This window comes from Pantoea sp. RIT-PI-b (assembly GCF_001187905.1).
In the GTDB taxonomy this organism is placed as follows: Bacteria; Pseudomonadota; Gammaproteobacteria; order Enterobacterales; family Enterobacteriaceae; genus Pantoea; species Pantoea nemavictus.
The window spans coordinates 57,805-74,427 of sequence record NZ_LGIS01000025.1 but is presented as its reverse complement, the minus strand read 5'-3'; the positions used below and the strand labels follow the sequence as shown (position 1 = coordinate 74,427).

Annotated in this window: 16 protein-coding genes; 2 read left to right on the top strand and 14 right to left on the bottom strand. The window is 57.1% G+C overall.

The window, feature by feature from the left end:
* The first annotated feature begins 32 nt into the window (after positions 1–32).
* Positions 33–446 (top strand): small heat shock chaperone IbpA, encoded by a 414-nt coding sequence (ibpA, locus tag AC790_RS15825; RefSeq protein WP_049852393.1) that lies wholly within the window; start codon positions 33–35, stop codon positions 444–446.
* Positions 447–510: 64 nt separating this feature from the next.
* Here ibpA and AC790_RS15820 read toward each other — a convergent pair whose 3' ends face one another.
* Genes AC790_RS15820 through AC790_RS15795 form a run of 6 tightly spaced genes read right to left on the bottom strand, consistent with a single transcriptional unit; the run spans position 511 to position 6,229 of the window.
* Complete coding sequence (locus tag AC790_RS15820) at positions 511–1,416, bottom strand: EamA family transporter (RefSeq protein WP_049852392.1); 906 nt, start codon at positions 1,414–1,416, stop codon at positions 511–513.
* Positions 1,417–1,437: 21 nt separating this feature from the next.
* On the bottom strand, positions 1,438–1,938 hold the full coding sequence (locus tag AC790_RS15815; RefSeq protein WP_049852391.1) for a YbaK/EbsC family protein: 501 nt from the start codon (positions 1,936–1,938) through the stop codon (positions 1,438–1,440).
* A 28-nt stretch (positions 1,939–1,966) separates the two neighbouring features.
* Positions 1,967–2,767, bottom strand: coding sequence for a 2OG-Fe(II) oxygenase (locus AC790_RS15810; protein WP_049852422.1), 801 nt, complete (start codon positions 2,765–2,767; stop codon positions 1,967–1,969).
* Between the two features lie 5 nt (positions 2,768–2,772).
* The gene (locus AC790_RS15805) at positions 2,773–3,480 is read right to left on the bottom strand and encodes a class II glutamine amidotransferase (RefSeq protein WP_049852390.1); all 708 of its coding nucleotides are present in this window, start codon (positions 3,478–3,480) and stop codon (positions 2,773–2,775) included.
* Positions 3,468–4,745, bottom strand: coding sequence for an acetyl-CoA carboxylase biotin carboxylase subunit family protein (locus AC790_RS15800; protein ID WP_049852389.1), 1,278 nt, complete (start codon positions 4,743–4,745; stop codon positions 3,468–3,470). The genes AC790_RS15805 and AC790_RS15800 overlap by 13 nt, the downstream gene beginning before the upstream one ends.
* 17 nt (positions 4,746–4,762) lie before the next feature.
* Complete coding sequence (locus AC790_RS15795) at positions 4,763–6,229, bottom strand: hypothetical protein (protein WP_049852388.1); 1,467 nt, start codon at positions 6,227–6,229, stop codon at positions 4,763–4,765.
* A gap of 213 nt (positions 6,230–6,442) precedes the next feature.
* Between AC790_RS15795 and AC790_RS15790 the strand changes: the two genes are divergently transcribed.
* On the top strand, positions 6,443–7,876 hold the full coding sequence (locus AC790_RS15790) for a PLP-dependent aminotransferase family protein (RefSeq protein ID WP_049852387.1): 1,434 nt from the start codon (positions 6,443–6,445) through the stop codon (positions 7,874–7,876).
* A 66-nt stretch (positions 7,877–7,942) separates the two neighbouring features.
* Here the strand turns inward: AC790_RS15790 and AC790_RS15785 are convergent, their stop codons facing one another.
* The 8 genes from AC790_RS15785 to AC790_RS15750 all read right to left on the bottom strand — a co-directional run bounded on the left by AC790_RS15785 (position 7,943) and on the right by AC790_RS15750 (position 16,561).
* Complete coding sequence (locus AC790_RS15785; RefSeq protein ID WP_049852386.1) at positions 7,943–9,190, bottom strand: valine--pyruvate transaminase; 1,248 nt, start codon at positions 9,188–9,190, stop codon at positions 7,943–7,945.
* An 82-nt stretch (positions 9,191–9,272) separates the two neighbouring features.
* Positions 9,273–10,247, bottom strand: a complete 975-nt coding sequence (gene ghrB / locus AC790_RS15780) for a glyoxylate/hydroxypyruvate reductase GhrB (protein ID WP_049852385.1) — start codon at positions 10,245–10,247, stop codon at positions 9,273–9,275.
* A 66-nt stretch (positions 10,248–10,313) separates the two neighbouring features.
* Positions 10,314–11,597, bottom strand: a complete 1,284-nt coding sequence (locus AC790_RS15775) for an MFS transporter (protein ID WP_049852384.1) — start codon at positions 11,595–11,597, stop codon at positions 10,314–10,316.
* A gap of 227 nt (positions 11,598–11,824) precedes the next feature.
* Positions 11,825–12,769 (bottom strand): sugar kinase, encoded by a 945-nt coding sequence (locus AC790_RS15770; protein WP_049852383.1) that lies wholly within the window; start codon positions 12,767–12,769, stop codon positions 11,825–11,827.
* Positions 12,770–12,779: 10 nt separating this feature from the next.
* Complete coding sequence (locus AC790_RS15765) at positions 12,780–13,526, bottom strand: sugar phosphate isomerase/epimerase (RefSeq protein ID WP_049852382.1); 747 nt, start codon at positions 13,524–13,526, stop codon at positions 12,780–12,782.
* 124 nt (positions 13,527–13,650) lie between these two features.
* Positions 13,651–14,676: a LacI family DNA-binding transcriptional regulator gene (locus AC790_RS15760; protein WP_049852381.1), complete on the bottom strand. Its 1,026-nt coding sequence runs from the start codon at positions 14,674–14,676 to the stop codon at positions 13,651–13,653.
* A gap of 58 nt (positions 14,677–14,734) precedes the next feature.
* Complete coding sequence (locus AC790_RS15755) at positions 14,735–15,739, bottom strand: LacI family DNA-binding transcriptional regulator (RefSeq protein WP_007893483.1); 1,005 nt, start codon at positions 15,737–15,739, stop codon at positions 14,735–14,737.
* Positions 15,740–15,898: 159 nt separating this feature from the next.
* Complete coding sequence (locus AC790_RS15750) at positions 15,899–16,561, bottom strand: OmpA family lipoprotein (protein ID WP_049852380.1); 663 nt, start codon at positions 16,559–16,561, stop codon at positions 15,899–15,901.
* Positions 16,562–16,623 lie beyond the last annotated feature (62 nt).

The following is a 16,623-nucleotide window of genomic DNA, read 5'->3' as shown; positions in this document are numbered from 1 at the left end:
GCCTAAACTTGCTGATTATCAGGAGTCTTATTATGCGTAATTTTGATCTCTCTCCACTTTATCGTTCTGCCATCGGTTTTGATCGCTTGATTAACCTGCTTGAGACCAATCAGAACCAGGCTAATGGGGGCTATCCTCCCTATAACGTTGAGCTGGTGGATGAGAACTTCTACCGCATCACGATTGCCGTCGCGGGCTTTGCCCAGAGCGAATTAGATATCACCTCACACGATAACGTGCTGGTGGTACGTGGTGCGCACCCGGAAGAGCAGCCGGAGCGCAAGTATCTGTATCAGGGCATTGCCGAGCGCAACTTTGAGCGTAAATTCCAGCTGGCCGATCACATCACCGTGCGCGATGCGCGTCTGGAAAATGGTCTGCTGAGCATCGATCTGGTACGCATCGTCCCGGAAGAGGCGAAACCGCGCCGTATCGAAATCCTGTAATCAGGCTGCTGAGTTGACGAAAAACGCCGCATAACGCGGCGTTTTTTTATGTGTGTGATAAACGTCAGGTTCGCACCAATAAGCGCTGACTGACCATGCCACCAAACACATTCACCAGCAGACCCAGAATGATCACCGCCACACCGATCATCTGCTGGATCGACAAGGTCTCGCCGAGAATCAACGCTGCGCTGAGGATGCCCACCACCGGTACAAGCAGCGACAGCGGTGCCACGCGCCAGGTTTCGTAGCGACTGAGCAAATTGCCCCAGATCGCGTAGCCCACAATGGTGGCGATAAAGGCGAGATAGATCAGCGCCAGCACCGTTTGCAGCGAGATGTTCAGCAGGCTGGTAATAATCGATGCTTCGCCATCAAATAGCCATGAGCAGGCAAAGAACGGCACTACCGGCACCAGCGCACTCCACACTACCAGCGACATCACCGGCACCTTGCGGTTACGCAAAATGATTTTATTGGTGATGTTGCCAAGCCCCCACGACAGCGCCGCGGCCAGCGTCAGCATCATGGTGGTCAGCGTTATGCCCGCCGTGGTTTGCCCTTCCATGCCGGCGGTCGCCAGCATAAACATGCCGAGCGTCGCCACTAAAATGCCGACGATGTGATTCCAGCGCAGCTTCTCCGCCAGGAACAGCGCGCCAAGCAGCAGGGTGAAAAATGCCTGCGCCTGCAGCACCAGCGACGCCAGTCCCGCCGGCATGCCGAGTTTGATGGCAAGGAACAGAAAGGCGAACTGCCCGAAGCTGATGGTCATGCCGTAGACCACCAGCCAGCGCAGCGGAATTGCCGGACGTTTAACAAACAAGATCGCCGGAAACGCCACTAGGCTAAAACGCAGCCCCGCCAGCAAGAAAGGCGGCATGTCCTGCAAACCCAGCTTGATCACCACGAAATTCACGCCCCACGCCACCACAACCAGCAGGGCTAACAACATATCTTTGACTGACATACAGATTCCTTACTGCCGCGATCAGGCGGTTGCCGTCACCGGTGTCGCGATCTCGGCACAACATTCATCACCGACAACCTGAAAAAAATCATCCACCTGCAACGCAACGGAGCGATCTAAGGCGCCGGCGTTGAACCACAGCGTGCCGACATCGCGCAGCCGCGTATCGACACGCAGCGCCAGCCGATCATCAAAACTAAACGGCGGCACCGCCCCCATCACGCACTGCGTTAACTCCTGCGCTTTCTCGGGCGGTGCAAAGCTCGACTTCTTGCCGCCAATAGCGCGCGCGGCGCTTTTGAAGTTGATCTTGCAGTCGCCTGGCACAATCGCCAGCAGGTAACGCGCATCGGCACCATCCGGCATCGTCACTTCCAGCACCATCGCCTTGGCCGCCTGATTGAGATCGTTGCCGCGAATTTCGCTGATCAGGTCGGTTTGGCCGATAGCTTCATGTTCCACCACGCGATAGCGCGCCTGATGCTGATCCAGCAGCGCAGTAATTTTTTCGTAGGTATTCATGCTCGTCTCCTCGTCTAAAAACCTGGCGTTAGCTCCAGGCGATGGCGTGTTTCATTTTTTTGTCGGTCAGGCCAAAGAAGAAGCCCATGGTGATGCGCGTGTCGCCTTCCACGCGATCAATTTCGTGATAAAAAGCCGGGTTAAACAGATAGATATCGCCACTGCGCGGTGAGAACTCACACACCTCGCTGTGCGCGATGACGCCGCTTTGATAACCCAGTTCGCCCGGCGTTTTGAAACGTTCATCTACCGGCTGCCACTGCTTATTGAAGATGCGCAGCTCGCCACCTGCATTGCACTCCTGCAAACACACTACGCAGCTCAGCTGATGCAAGATGTTAGTCACCGTCAATCCGCTGCCGGCGGCATCGCGCACGATGTTGTCGTTATGCAGGGGATTGGCGACCCCGTTGGCGTGGAAGCGCACAATCGAACCGGCGTAATCGCCCAGATCGGGTTCGCTGGCGGTTTGCAGACTCTCCAGGCGCAGCGCGTGCTTCACCCAGTTATAGATTTGATCGCGCAGGCAGTGCAGCGACGGCGGCAGCGCCGACTGAATATCGCGCAGTTCGGTGAAGTAGTTTTCGGGGGCGGCAGTATGCTTTGCCAGATAGGGGCCGAGCGTGGTCAACGCACCGTTTGGATAGTGCGATACGCGGACCTGTTCGCGGCACTGCTGCAAATCGTCGACCACGGCTTCCCGCACCTGTGGCGTCAGAAAGTTGCGTAAAACCAGCAGCGGCACGCGCGCCGTCACGATGTCATCCAGCCAGGTGCTTTCCACAAACATGTCAGGATTGATAATGCGTATCTGATTGAAAATAGCCATGTTGATCACTCCCCTAAAGGAAATTCATGAAGTTCATGGTTGCTCATGCGACGCCATTCAGACGCCGTGCCTAGTGTTGAAATGGGTTCAGAAGAGATAAACGTCGTGTTGTCATTCTGGAAACGGTGCAGCGTGAAATAGGTGGGATAGGGCGTATCGTCGGGATGCCATTGCCATGCCCAGGCTTTATCGCGGGTGACAAAAATCGCGTTGGCAGAGCTGCCGCCCGGCGCCACCTGCGCCATCTTGTTGCGCAGATAATCGCGGGTAAAATCCGCGGGCGTGGCGCGATCTACCATGTATTCGAGGTATTCGGCAGAATCAAAGTGCGACTCCGCCATGCCCAGCTGCTGGTAGACGGTGGGCAAAAACCCGTTATGCATCATGTACCACTGGGTTGCGCCGCTGGTGCGCCACAGCGGGTGGGAAAATTCGATACCGTGATTTTTGCTCAGCGTAGCGTGGCGCACATGCACCGCCAGAAAACGACCGCGCAGGCGGTCAACATCGATGGTCGGCAGCGCATCGGCGAAGGTGCCGGTGCCGTGCAGCGTGCGAATGTGTCCTTGCTCCAGCCATAAACAACCCCAGCCGTTGGGATGCTGTTTGATCGGCCCTTCATGGGTGGCGGTTTCTCCACAGCTCATGGCGCGGGCTGCATCCAGCACTGCGGCGGCGTCAAATTGGCCGTGCGCCACAATCATTCTGCACATAGTAAATCCCTCTTGGTGGTGAGCGATGAGACCTCAAGAATCTGATGAAATACCGCCAGAATCTCGTCGCGGTTCGCGGCCGCAAGGCGTAAGGTCGCCAGAATTCCGGCGTGACGGGTTAAATCTGCATAGAGAGAAGAGCGCGGTGAAACGGCCAGCGTGGGCAGATTGAGCGGCGGCAACAGCTGACCGCGCTGATGCTGCGCGATCCAGCGTTCTGCCGCGTCATACTGCTGGCGCTGGCGCAGGCGTACCCGGCCCACCGCGAGCGGCTGCGGCGGGAAATGCAGCGGCGGCATGCCGTGACCGGCTTCGATGTGAAACGCCACTTCAGCCCAGTTGATGCCGGTCACTTCCTGCACCAGATTCACCACGCCCATGCCCGAAAGGCGGAAGCCCATTTCGAGAAAGTGCGGTTCGCCATTCACTACAATAAAGTCGATGTGAAATGCGCCCTGACGATAGCCAAAGGTTTCGCAGCAGAAACTCATCAGGCTGGAGAAGCTGGCAGGCAGCTGCTGCGCCGCGACCGCCACATGGCCGGACTCGTAAAAACTGACGCAGCCGTCGGCATCGGTGTGATGTTCGATCACCTTTTGGCAGCAGGTCAGCGCCAGCGCATGGCCGTCCGCCGCCACGCCTTGCAGCGAATACTCATCGCCGGCCAGCCAACTCTCGACGATAAAGCCGCTGAAGCCGCGCCCGCCGTAGTTCATGGTATCGACCAGCTTGCCAATCACCGCATCCAGCTGGCGGGCTTCTTTGACCAGCCAGATACCCAGACCGCCACCGCCGTCAACCGGCTTGATCACGCAGGGATAAAGCAAGGCATCACGCGCGTCGCGGATGCTGAGCGGCGAAGCGAAGAAACGAAACTCCGGCTGTGGGAAGCGTTGCCAGGCTTTGCGCAACGCCATGCGCTGTGCGTACTTATCCGGTGGAATAAAGCTCGCCCCGGCATCGGGTCCCGCCAGCAGCTCGCGCACGCGACCGGCGCTGGCGTTGTAAGCTTCAAAACCCGCCAGCACCACATGAGGATGTTCCATCAGCCCGGCATGCAAACAGGCTTGCAGCACATCCCACGGATTTTCCGGGCGATCGAGCCGCACAATCAGATCGAACGGCAACGCAATGCTTAGCGATTGGTAATCGACGAAATCGCCCATTTCCGCCAGCACGGTAAAATAGCCGTCGCGTTTGGCCACCGCACAGTACGGATTTTGTCCGTCGCGAGTGGCGCCGATCTGCAGGAAAATCTTTCTCATCGCGTTGCCTTACCGGGTTAACGCCCGGAGATCACTTCAGTGACGACGTCGTGCATCACGCCGTTATTCACCTGAATCACTGCTTTGTGCGGATCAAAACGCAGCACGCGTGAGAGTGCATCGCCGCGCCGATCGTCCAGCAGTGAACTCACCTGTGCGCTGCGCCAGCAGTGGCGCATCTGCGCGACGGTCAAACCAGAAAGTTGCTCAAGCTGCTGTGCCAGTAACCGATCGTCGCTTTCACCGCGCAACAGCGCGCGCACCGCAGCTTCATCCGGCCCATCGACCAACTGCTGAAGCCAGTTTTTCAGCTGCTGTCCTTCGGCGATAAACGGCGAATAGATCATGCAAATCAGCTGGGTTTCATTCAGACCAAATGCCTGCTCGGCGAAGTGCGCCGCGCGCTGGCGGGCGCGCTTAATCGCCTCATCGTCCTGATAACGTGCCGCCATCTCATCGATCAGCTGCGGCGGGAAATCCTTTTTCACCATCAGCCCAAGCGCAAAGCGCACATATTCGCGAATGCCTTCGGCGTAGTTACGCTGCAGCAGCGTCTCCGCACGCAGACCGCGAATATGTGCCATTAACGTTGGGTTACCGCAGTCCGATTCGGAAAAGCTGAACATCAGTTCATCAAAGCGGAAATGCATAAATTCAGTCAGCAGCGCCCAGTGCGCACCGGCTTCATAGGCGGTGTCCTGATAGATGTTGAAGAACAGTGGATCGCGTGCCAGTTGCCAGGTAATGCGGTGCGCGGGCGTCACCTGATCGGCGCCGTAAATATCGGCGAAGTAGCGCTCGGCCACGCCATCCAGCGTCTGCAAAAAGCCGCTAAAGCCGCGCGATTTATCCGCCACCGGCGCGGCAAACAGACGCGAAAGATGGCGCGCCCAGGCGAGATAAGCGGTTTGTTCCTGCGGCGAATCGCCGGTGATGATCACATCAACGCCGCCGTCGTAATGCGCCGCCAGGCCAAACGAGTTCACCATGCTGAGGTTACAGGCATTACAAAAGGTGGAGCGGGCATCGGCGCGGAAGCGGTGGCCATTCATCAGCACATCGTTGCGATTCTGCTGGCGCACGCTGTCCGGCATGGGTAGATGGCGATCGAAGTGGCGGATTTGCAGGCCATCGGTCACCAGACATTCGGTGAAATCATCTTCAAAGATATGCAATGCGCGATACACGCGATCGATATTCTCCATCACGCTGTCGTTCATCGCCGCATGGCGGTTAGTGCTGATGCGCAGTTGAAAGGTGCTGCCGTGCTGTTGCCAGATCAGTCCCTGAATGTAGCGGACATATGCCACCATGTAGCTGCTGTCTTTGCCGCCGCCGTAGGCCAGCAGCACGCGGTTATTTTCCGGCTGTGCGGCATCGGGGAGGGCGGCAAGTAAACGGCGTGCGCAGTGCTGAGCTGAATCGATAATCGTGGGGGTGAGATATCCTTCAATGTCTCTCATCATGGTGGAAAGATTATTCATTTTTCACTTCATCCTTTGGCTAATAAAATCGCTATTGCCGTGCTGACGGTAACAGTCGGGAAATGGGCCACGAAGGTGCTACGGAATGAATTTTTCACTGGGAAGCGCAACGGCAACGCCTGCGCTGAGCTAACAATTAACTGATGCAGCCTAAAGTACTTTGAATGTAATCTGGTGAAAACGCACAGATCAGCACGAAATAGGGTGGAACAGATGGCGGGTGAAACGGAACAGGGCAGTCGTTACCGTCAAATCGCAGAGCAGATAAAACAAGCCATTCACAGCGGTTCGCTGCCGCCCGACAGTCGTCTACCTTCGGTGCGCACGCTGGCGACGCAGTACAGCGTCAGCATGACCACCGCGCTCAAAACATTACGCACGCTTGAGGATGAGCACTACGCGGTGGCGCGCCCCAAGTCCGGCTTTTTTGTCGCGCCGCGTAAGGCGGATAACGTTTTTCCCGTGGCGATCGCTGAGCAAGCGCGCGAAGTCGCGCCGCTCGACGAGCAAACTGAGCTGCATCTGGCGATGCTTGGTTCGGATTGCCGCGTCAGGCTCGATCTGGCCAACGGTGATATTTCGCTTTATCCGGTGAAGAAGATCGGCTTGCTGATGCGCCAGATGGGCTATAGCAAACCGGCGCTGCTGGGCAACACCGTTAAAGGCACCGGCTATATGCCGCTGAAAACGGAAATTGCCCGCCGGGCGGTGGATTATGGCTGCAATATCAATGCCGATGACATCCTGATCACCAACGGCTGCATCGAGGCGATTTCGCTGGCGCTGCGTGCGACCACGCGGCCCGGCGACATCGTGGCGGTGGAATCACCCTGCTATTTTGTGCTGCTGCAGATGCTGCATAACCTCAATCTGCGGGTGATTGAAGTGGAGGCGGGCCCGGCGGGCTACGTCAATGTGGAGAAGCTGACGGCGCTGTTTCAGCGCAAAGCGGTGCAGGCCTATCTGACCATCAACAACATCAACAACCCGCTTGGCAAAAGCATTCCCAACGAACAGAAAGCCTATATCGCGCGCCAGGCCGATGAGAATGATGTGGTGATCATCGAGGATGATATCTTCGGCGATACTGCGTTTGGCGAGCGCCGCCCGTTCCCGATGCGCGCCTTTAGCCCCAATGCCATTTTGTGCAGCGGCTTCTCAAAAACGGTCGCGCCCGGCATACGTATCGGCTGGGTGCACAGCAGCAACTACATGCGCAAAATCGCCTCGCTGAAATACACCACCAGCATGGGGACGTCCGTGCTATCGCAGGCGGCAATAGCCGAACTGCTGCGCAGCGGCGGCTACGACGCCCATTTGCGCAAGCTGCGGCGCGAGCTGAAGAATCAAATCCAGCATATGCGCCAGGCGGTGCTGCGCTACTTCCCGCCGGGCACGCGCGTGTCCGATCCCGAAGGGGGATATGTGTTATGGGTGGAAATGCCATTGGGCGCGTTGAATGTACGCGCGCTGTTTCTCAAAGCGCGCAACGCCGGCATCGGTATCGCGCCGGGACACATCTTCGCCACCGATCACCGTTACGATCACTGTTTCCGACTGAATGCCGGTTTTGGCTGGAATGCTGAAGTGGATCAGGCGATTCAGCAGCTGGCGCAGTGGTGCCAGCTGTCGCTGCCAGCGACGTAATGCAGCGGTCGCCATAAATGGCGCCCCTACTAAACAACCGTAGGGGTGCCATTCATGGCACCCTGGTTAATTCGTAAACGCGCCTTCCAGTTCTTCTGCCAGAATCTGCACCGCGCGCTCAATTTTTTCGGCATCCGGCACGTAGTTCATGCGCATGCATTGATGGGTGTGCGGCCATTCATGTTCCAGGCCGGGGAAGAAGAAGTGGCCTGGCACCATTAACACGCCGCGCGCTTTCAGGCGCTGATAAAGCGTTTCGGTGCTGATCGGCAGATCGCGGAACCACAGCCAGAGGAAAATCGCCCCTTCGGGTTTGTGAATCAGGCAGCGATCTTCCGATAAATAGCGGCGAAGAATCGCAATCGTCTCGCTGACTTTAGCCTGATAAAACGGCTTAATCACCTCTTCTGACAAACGCAATAAATCGCCGCGCCCGATCATCTCATTGGCCATCGCCGGGCCAATGCTGCCTGGCGCAAGGCTGATGATGCCATTCATGTTGCCAATAGCCGTAATTGTGCTCTCATCGGCGACGATAATGCCGCAACGTGCGCCAGGCAAACCGAGTTTCGACAGGCTCATACACAGAATGGTATTCGGGTTCCACAGCGGTCGCGCTTCGCTAAAGATAATGCCCGGGAAAGGGACACCGTAAGCGTTATCGATCAGCAGAGGTACGCCGTGCTGCTGTGCCAGCGCATCGAGCTGCAGCAGTTCGTCATCGGTGATCACGTTACCGGTCGGGTTGGTGGGGCGCGACACGCAGATCAGGCCGATATCATCATTCAGCGGCAGATGATCGAAATCGACGTGATATTTGAACTGGCCTTCAGGCAGCAGCTCAATGTTGGGCTTCGCGGAGACAAACAGATCTTCTTCCAGTCCGGCATCCGCGTAGCCAAGATATTCTGGCGCCAGCGGGAACAGCACGCGCTTTTTGCTGCCATCGGCGCGACGTCCAGCAAACAGGTTGAACAGATAGAAAAACGCGCTCTGGCTGCCGTTAGTCAGCGCGATGTTTTGTGCGGTCAATGGCCAGCCAAGTTCCTCACGCAGCATCTTTGCCAGTGCATCCAGCAGCAGCGCCTTGCCGCGCGGACCGTCGTAATTGCACAGCGCTTCGCTGAGTTTTCCATCCTGATGCATCTGCAGCAGCAGCTGGTGGAAATAGTCGTTCATTGCCGGGATTTGCGCCGGATTGCCGCCACCCAGCATGATGGTGCCAGGCGTGCGCAGGCCTTCACCCATGTCTTCCATCAGACGTGAGATGCCGGAATTTTGAGTAAATTTGTCGCCGAACTGAGAAAAGGACATAGGAAGTTAAAACGTTGTGAAATCGAATGGGGAACCACCATAGCGCCCGCCGCTGGCAGGCGCAATGGCTAAAACAGCAAGCTTAACCCTGGATTTGCGGGTTGACGCAGTTTTTCTCGACGTTGCCGTTCAGCGCCGCGATCAGGTTATCCACCGCGTCGCGCGCCATGCCATAACGGGTTTCATGCGTGGCAGAACCGATATGCGGCAGAGCCACCACGTTTGGCAGCGTCAAAATCTCGGCATCGGCGGGAACCGGCTCAACTTCGAATACATCAAGCCCTGCGGCGTGGATGGTGCCGTCTTTCAGTGCGGCCGTCAGCGCCTGCTCATCAACAACCGGACCGCGGCCCGCGTTAATCAGAATCGCGCTTGGCTTCATCAGCTTGAGCTGCGCTGCGCCAATCATATGGTGCGTCTGTTCGGTCAGCGGCAGGCTGATGCAGACAAAATCACTCTCTTTCAGCAGGGTTTCGAGATCGCAGGCGCGCGCGCCGAAGCGGGTTTCCGCCTCTTCATGCTGACGACGTGCGTTATAGAGAATGTTCATGCCGAAGCCGAAATGCGCACGTTGCGCCAGCGCCAGACCGATGCGGCCCATGCCGAGAATACCGAGAGTTTTGTGGTGCACATCAATGCCGAAATGATCCGGGCCGATACTCGCTTGCCACTCGCCGGCTTTCACCCACTTATCCAGCTCGGTTACGCGCCGCGCGGTACTCAGCACCAGCGCCATCATGGTGTCGGCAACGGTTTCGGTCAGCACGGTTGGCGTATGCATCAGCAACACCTTACGTTGATTCAGTGCCTCGACATCGAAGTTATCGTAACCCACCGAAACGGTGGAGCAGGCGCGCAGCGCGGGCATTTTTGCCAGCAGATCGCCATTCACTTTGCCGCCTGAGCCAAGCAAACCTTGCGCCTGTTCGAATTGGGTCTTGTGCTGCTGGATAGTTTCCGCAGAAATATCATTGACTTCAGTGACGGTAAAATGGGCATCCAGCTTGGTGCGCAGGTCATCTGGCAGGCTCTTATACAGAATCACAGCAGGTTTCATCTTTTGCTCCCTGTAGAACGAGTTGTGGGCGACCGCAGTCGCCCCGAAAATTCATCTTTTACGCTTTCAGGCGTGCTTCGCCCCGTGCACGGGCGGCGGCGTTTTGTTCTGCGCCGGTTTGACAATCAACGTCAGCCAAACCGAGGCCAGCAGCGCAGCACCCATGAAAATGTAGGAGGCGGCAGGCGAACCGGTCGCGCCATTAAGATAGCCTACAATCCACGATCCGATGAAGGATCCGAGTGCGCCCATGCTGTTAATCAGTGCCATCGCACCCCCGGCGACGTTGCGCGGCAACATCTCAGGAATGATGGCGAAGAACGGGCCGTACGGCGCATACATCGCACCACCGGCAATCACCAGCAGCGTATACGACAGCCAGAAATTGCTGGAACCGACCAGATACGAACCGAGGAATGCCAGCGCGCCAATCAGCAGCAGCGGCCAGACAAACAGTTTACGGTTCTGGGTCTTATCGGACGCCCACGACACCACGATCATTGCGATGGTCGCCACCAGATACGGCACCGCTGACAGCCAGCCCGCTTCCACCATGCCCATCTGCGAACCGTTGCGCAGAATGGACGGCAACCACAGCACAAAGCCGTACACGCCGATGCTCCAGGCAAAATATTGCAGGCACAGCAGGATGACGTTGCGATTACGGAACGCTTCACCGTAGTTACGTACCGCTTTGATGCCTTCCTGCTCTTTTTGCAGCTGCGCTTGCAGCGCCGCTTTCTCGCTTTCGCTCATCCATTTGGCCTGCGCAGGTTTGTCCTGCACCAGGAACCACCAGGCCACCGCCCAGATGACTGCTGGGATGCCTTCAATGATAAACATCTCGCGCCAGCCAAAGGATTCAATCAGATAGCCGGAAACCACCGACATCCACAGCACCGTGACCGGATTACCGAGGATTAGGAAAGTATTGGCGCGCGAACGCTCCGATTTGGTAAACCAGTTACTGATATAAATCAGCATCGCTGGCATCACCGCCGCTTCCACCACGCCAAGTACAAAGCGAATCGCCGCCAGCATTGGGATGTTACTCACCACGCCGGTCAGCGAGGCGCAGCCGCCCCATAAAATCAGGCACCAGAAAATTAACTTCTTAACGCTACGACGCTCGGCATACAGCGCGCCGGGGATCTGGAAGAAGAAGTAGCCGAGGAAGAACAGGGCGCCCAGCAGCGATGACATGCCTTTGGTGATACCCAGATCTTCGTTAATCCCTGCGGCAGAGGCGAAACTGAAGTTCGCCCGGTCCAGATACGCCAGACTGTAGGTGATAAACACGATGGGCATGATAAACCACCAGCGTTTTGGCGCGATTGTCTGCGATTTCATGGGTGACTCCTCTGGTTGAGGTGGGCGCATTCTGTGGATGCGCCTCGCAATATCGTTGTTGTAGGTACAGCTATTTTTGAATCTTTGTCAGGAGGTCGCCATAAATGACGACCCTACAAAACCGCACTGACGTCGGGTGGTCGCCATAAATGGCGACCCTACAAAACCGCACCGACCTCGTAGGGTCGCCATTTATGGCGACCAGGGTTTTGAGTACGGAATCGTGCTTAGTAATCGCCCAGCGCCGCGCGCGTAGGCAGTCCTTCGCTGTCGCCGGCAACCTGAATCGCCAGCGAACCGATTTTGTTGCCGCGCAGAATCGCCTGCGTCAGCGTTTTTCCTTCCAGCAGGGCGCTGATAAGACCAACGGCAAAGCCATCGCCCGCACCAACGGTATCGACCACGTTTGCCACATGAATCGGCGCCACCTGGCCCTGCTCACCGTCGGCGGTTTTGTACCAGGCGCCATCGCCGCCGGTTTTAATCACCACCGCTTTCACCCCCTTATCGAGGTAGAAATCGGCAATCGCTTCTGGCTGACGATAGCCGGTGAGAATCAAACCCTCTTTCTCACCAGGCAGCACCCAGTCGGCATATTCCGCTAAATGATTCAGCTGTTTACGCATCTCCTCTTCGCTGCGCCACAGCACTGGGCGCAGATTGGGATCAAAGGAGATGGTTTTGCCACGCGCGCGCATCTCTTTCGCCGCGTGCTTTGCCAGCTGCAGCGAGCTGTCAGAGATCGCTGCAGCAACGCCGCTCAGATGCAGGTGGCGCGCGTTGCCAAAGTAATCGTCGTTAAAGTCGGCCGGCGACAAGTGGCTGGCGGCTGAGCCTTTACGGAAATACTCCACTTCTGGATCGGAGCCGTCATCAACGCGTGATTTGAGCTGGAAGCCGGTGCGATATTGGGCATCGGTGGTCACACAGCGGTGATCGACACCCTCTTTTTCCAGCTGTTGTAGCGTGAAGCGGCCAAAACTGTCGTTACCGACGCGGCTGACCCAACCTACATTCAACCCGAGACGCGCTAGGCCAATCGCCACGTTGAGCTCGGCACCGGCAATGCGCTTGACGAAACCTTCAGCCGCGGCGAGATCGCCGGTTTGCTGGGCGATAAACATCGCCATCGCTTCACCAATCGTCACCACATCCAGCGTTTTTTGCGTCATTTTCGGCTCCTTACGCTGCACGCAGCAGGTCAACGTAATGGCGAGTGACCGCCAGCAAATCGGCGCCTTCCAGTGGGAATTCGATACCGCGTGGCGCATCGACGGGCAGCGCCTTGAGCAGCGAACGCCAGCTCTCGTCGGCCTGATCCAGCGCGATAGCGCGGAAAGTGTTGCCGTGCGGCACTGCGGTTTTAACGTGAATATAGCTGACGTAGCGGCTGAGCTGAGCGGCGGCCTGTAAACCGTCTTCGCCGGTCCACTGCCAGTTACCCATATCGAAAGTCATATCCAGCGGCAGCGCGGCATCGCAGGCTTGATGGAAGAAGCGCAGCATCGGTGCCAGTTTGCTGTCCGGCGTTTGATCGTTTTCCACCACCAGCGTGACGTTTGACGTGTTCAACACCTCGAGCAGCGGGCTGGCATCCAGTTCAACAAAATGCCCCAGCGCCAGCTTCAGCCGTTTGGCTCCGATGTGTTCAGCTTCCTGCAGGAACTGCGCCAGACGCGGGTTCAGTGCGCCATCATCCAACCACAGCGCTTCCGGCACGGAATAGCTGGCGCTCAGCTGATGCTGAGAAATCGCATTGCCCAGCGCATGCAGCAGGCAGAGCTCATTTTCACTGAACAGCTCGCGGCGAATTTCCACGCCATCCGCACCCGCCTGTTTAATCAGCGGCAGCAGTGCGGCCTGGCCACCCAGCTCCGCCACTTTCTGCGCGCCGTATGCGGCAGTTACAACAATAATTTCTGGTTTCATCACTTTTCTCCGGGCAAGACCACATCCCATTCGTAATAAAAAAGCTAAATGGAACCGGTTCCAAAGGAAAGGTGTAGACCGCGGAATTATGATCAGGCTCACGAAGTGAGCCAAAGAAAGGGGGTTAGCGCAGCGGCTGGGTGGAGCCGCGCACGATCAATTCGCCGGAGAACAGCTGCTCGCTGATGATTTGTTCGCTGCCTTCAATGCGCGCGATGACCTGCTCCAGCGCGGCATAGCCAATCTGCCAGGTGGGCTGCTTCAGGGTGGTGATGCCGACGCCCGCCAGCGCGGCCCACTCCAGCTCATCGAAACCGAGCAGGCCGATGGATTCGCCCCAACGCAGGTCAAGGCGCTGTAAGGCGCGCGCCACCTGCAACGTCAGCGCGCCGTTGGCGGCAATCACCGCAGCGCGTTTGTCCGGGTGGCGTTGATGGAAATCGTGCAGCAACTGTTCCAGCGCTGCGGGTTGATGCAGCGCCACTTCGGCATTCTCGGCCACGACCTGCGGTGCGTTTTGCACCGTGGCATAGAAGGCGCGCAGACGTTCGCGCCGCGTGTTGACGCTGCCCAGTGGCTCGCTGACAAACAGCAGCGCCTGATAGCCATTATCCAGCAGATGCTGGGTGGCAATGTTTGAGGCTTCAAGGTTGTTGAGGCCAACCACATCGCAGGCGAAATCGGGGATTTTACGGTCGATCAACACCATCGGCAGCATCGACTGTTGTAGCCGATTCAGCACCTCTTCATGCATGCCAACGGCGTTCACCACAATGCCTTCAACCTGATAGCTGCTCAGCAATTGCAGATAGTGCTGTTCGAGATCGACTTCATTGTTGGTGTTACACATCAGCAGCGTAAAGCCCTGCGCACGGCAGGCCGCTTCAATGCCGCTCAGCACGTCAACCGAGTAGGGATTGGTAATATCGGCAATAATCAGGCCAATCAAACGCGTGCGGCCACGTTTCAGACCGCGCGCCATCTGGCTGGGGCGATAATTGAGTTCGGCGATGGCTTGTTCGATTCGGGCTTTGAGATCGGGCGAGAGCAGATTCACTTCGCCATTCAGATAGCGGGAAACGCTGGTTTTACCGGTTTTTGCCGTACGGGCAACGTCACTGATTGTGGCTCGTGGCGGCCTGGTTTTCATTGCTTACACCTGCTGGAAAGAAACAGGCGAAGACTAACACAGCTCGGGCCTGGCGCAATCATTGCGCGTCAGAAGTGAGGCGCAGCACCGGCTGCCACAGCGTCTGAAGTTGGTTAAGTGGCTTATCATCCAGCAGTTGTAACACCATTTCCGCAATGCGCTCACCGATGCGCTGCTGTGAGAGCTGCAGAATGGCATTAACTGGCTGATCGATAATTGAGTCTGGCGGTAGGCCATCATAGACATACAGCGGAATGGCCTGCGCGCCCTTCAAACGGGCGGCTTGCTGCAGGGCAATTGCGGCACCTTCACCCAGCGTACTGCAATCGGTAATGATCGCCTGCGGCGCATCACCTTGTGCCAGCCAGGCATTGGTTTGCTGATAGCCGGAGCGGCGCGTGGCGGGCAAAGCTGCCATCAATGATTGATCGACCGGCGCCTGATGCTGGATCAGCGCATCGATAAACCCCTGGCGGCGATCGAGGGTGAAGGTTGAGAACTCATTACTGCCGAGATAGGCGAGGCGTGGCAAGCCTTGTTGCAGGCAGTGTTCTGCCGCCAGAAAGGTACCGGCATGATTATCGTAATCAATCCACGCATAAGGCTGTGGCAGTTCGCTGCGTCCCAGCGTCAAAAAGCGAAAACCCTTCTGCTGCAAGCGTTGCAGGCGCGCATCCTGCGGCAGGGTATGGGTCAAAATCAGTGCATCCATCGCGCCGCTGCGCATCATACGCATCAGCTTACGGTGTTGATCGGGCGATTTAGCGGGCAGCAGCAGCAAATCAATATCGTGCTGAGCGAGGCGTTGATCCAGCGTCAGCAGCATTTGGCTGTAGTAACTGTCATTGAGCGAAGCATGGCTGATGGGAAACACCAAACCGACCGCATTGGCGCGTCCGGTTTTCAGGCGACGAGCGGCATCGTTGGGGCGATAACCGCGCGAATGCGCTTCCTCTTCAATGCGTTTGCGGGTGGCGGCGGCGACATCGTCATAGCCATTTAGCGCCCGGCTCACGGTGGTAACAGAGAGGCCAAGGGTAGCGGCGATGGCTTTCAGTGACATGATAGCGTTCCGTTGATCAATTTTTGATCACGCTAGCATAAAGGAAAAGGCGGCTCTATCTGTTGCGAATTTTTTAGCTTTTTCTGACAAAGATGGCGCTAAAAGTAGCGTAAAAGTGCGATAAAAGCCGATCTGTTGTAGCAGATCGGCTCTTTACTCTTAGCTCAGTGGGCTGAGGGTGATCTCAACGCGACGGTTTTGCGCTTTACCGTCTTCGGTGCTGTTGCTGGCAACCGGATTGTCCGGGCCTAAGCCCTGGGTACGCAGACGGTTCTGCGCCACGCCTTGCAGAATCAGGCCGCTGGCAACGCTGTCAGCACGCTGCTGTGACAGACGCATATTTAACGCACGGGTGCCAGTGCTGTCGGTATAGCCGACCACGTTCACCGCGGTTTTTGGATACTCTTTCAGTACCATCGCCACGCCGGTCAGCGTATTGGCTCCCGCCGGTTTCAGATTGCTGCTGTTAGAGTCAAAGGTGACGTTATTCGGCATGTTGAGCACGATGTTATCGCCCTGACGCGTGACGCTAACGCCGGTACCGCGCATTTTGTCGCGCAGCTTCGCTTCCTGCACGTCCATGTAATAACCTGCACCGCCGCCCAGCGCTGCGCCGGATGCCGCGCCAATCAGCGCGCCTTTGCCGCGATCTTTCTTCGATGACGACAGCACGCCAACCCCTGCGCCCAGCATCGCACCCAAACCGGCGCCGATGCCCGATTTTCCAGCCTGAGATTCACCGGTATAAGGGTTAGTGGTACAGCCCGACAGCGCGACGCTGCCGCTTAATAACAAGGTCAGCGCCAAAATACGCTTATTCATACAAAGTCCCTCAAAGATTCGCACGGGGAAAAGCCCCAAAACGGCACTATTATGCCGTTCAA

Bases quoted from the DNA above. Each gene is read 5' to 3' on its own strand.
- AC790_RS15760 (WP_049852381.1), bottom strand. From the start codon at position 14,676: ATGAAAACCAGGCCGCCACGAGCCACAATCAGTGACGTTGCCCGTACG.
- AC790_RS15785 (WP_049852386.1), bottom strand. From the start codon at position 9,190: ATGTCCTTTTCTCAGTTCGGCGACAAATTTACTCAAAATTCCGGCATC.
- ibpA (WP_049852393.1), top strand. From the start codon at position 33: ATGCGTAATTTTGATCTCTCTCCACTTTATCGTTCTGCCATCGGTTTT.
- AC790_RS15750 (WP_049852380.1), bottom strand. From the start codon at position 16,561: ATGAATAAGCGTATTTTGGCGCTGACCTTGTTATTAAGCGGCAGCGTC.
- AC790_RS15755 (WP_007893483.1), bottom strand. From the start codon at position 15,739: ATGTCACTGAAAGCCATCGCCGCTACCCTTGGCCTCTCTGTTACCACC.
- AC790_RS15820 (WP_049852392.1), bottom strand. From the start codon at position 1,416: ATGTCAGTCAAAGATATGTTGTTAGCCCTGCTGGTTGTGGTGGCGTGG.
- AC790_RS15790 (WP_049852387.1), top strand. From the start codon at position 6,443: ATGGCGGGTGAAACGGAACAGGGCAGTCGTTACCGTCAAATCGCAGAG.
- AC790_RS15775 (WP_049852384.1), bottom strand. From the start codon at position 11,597: ATGAAATCGCAGACAATCGCGCCAAAACGCTGGTGGTTTATCATGCCC.
- AC790_RS15810 (WP_049852422.1), bottom strand. From the start codon at position 2,767: ATGGCTATTTTCAATCAGATACGCATTATCAATCCTGACATGTTTGTG.
- AC790_RS15765 (WP_049852382.1), bottom strand. From the start codon at position 13,526: ATGAAACCAGAAATTATTGTTGTAACTGCCGCATACGGCGCGCAGAAA.
- AC790_RS15815 (WP_049852391.1), bottom strand. From the start codon at position 1,938: ATGAATACCTACGAAAAAATTACTGCGCTGCTGGATCAGCATCAGGCG.
- AC790_RS15800 (WP_049852389.1), bottom strand. From the start codon at position 4,745: ATGAGAAAGATTTTCCTGCAGATCGGCGCCACTCGCGACGGACAAAAT.
- ghrB (WP_049852385.1), bottom strand. From the start codon at position 10,247: ATGAAACCTGCTGTGATTCTGTATAAGAGCCTGCCAGATGACCTGCGC.
- AC790_RS15805 (WP_049852390.1), bottom strand. From the start codon at position 3,480: ATGTGCAGAATGATTGTGGCGCACGGCCAATTTGACGCCGCCGCAGTG.
- AC790_RS15770 (WP_049852383.1), bottom strand. From the start codon at position 12,769: ATGACGCAAAAAACGCTGGATGTGGTGACGATTGGTGAAGCGATGGCG.
- AC790_RS15795 (WP_049852388.1), bottom strand. From the start codon at position 6,229: ATGAATAATCTTTCCACCATGATGAGAGACATTGAAGGATATCTCACC.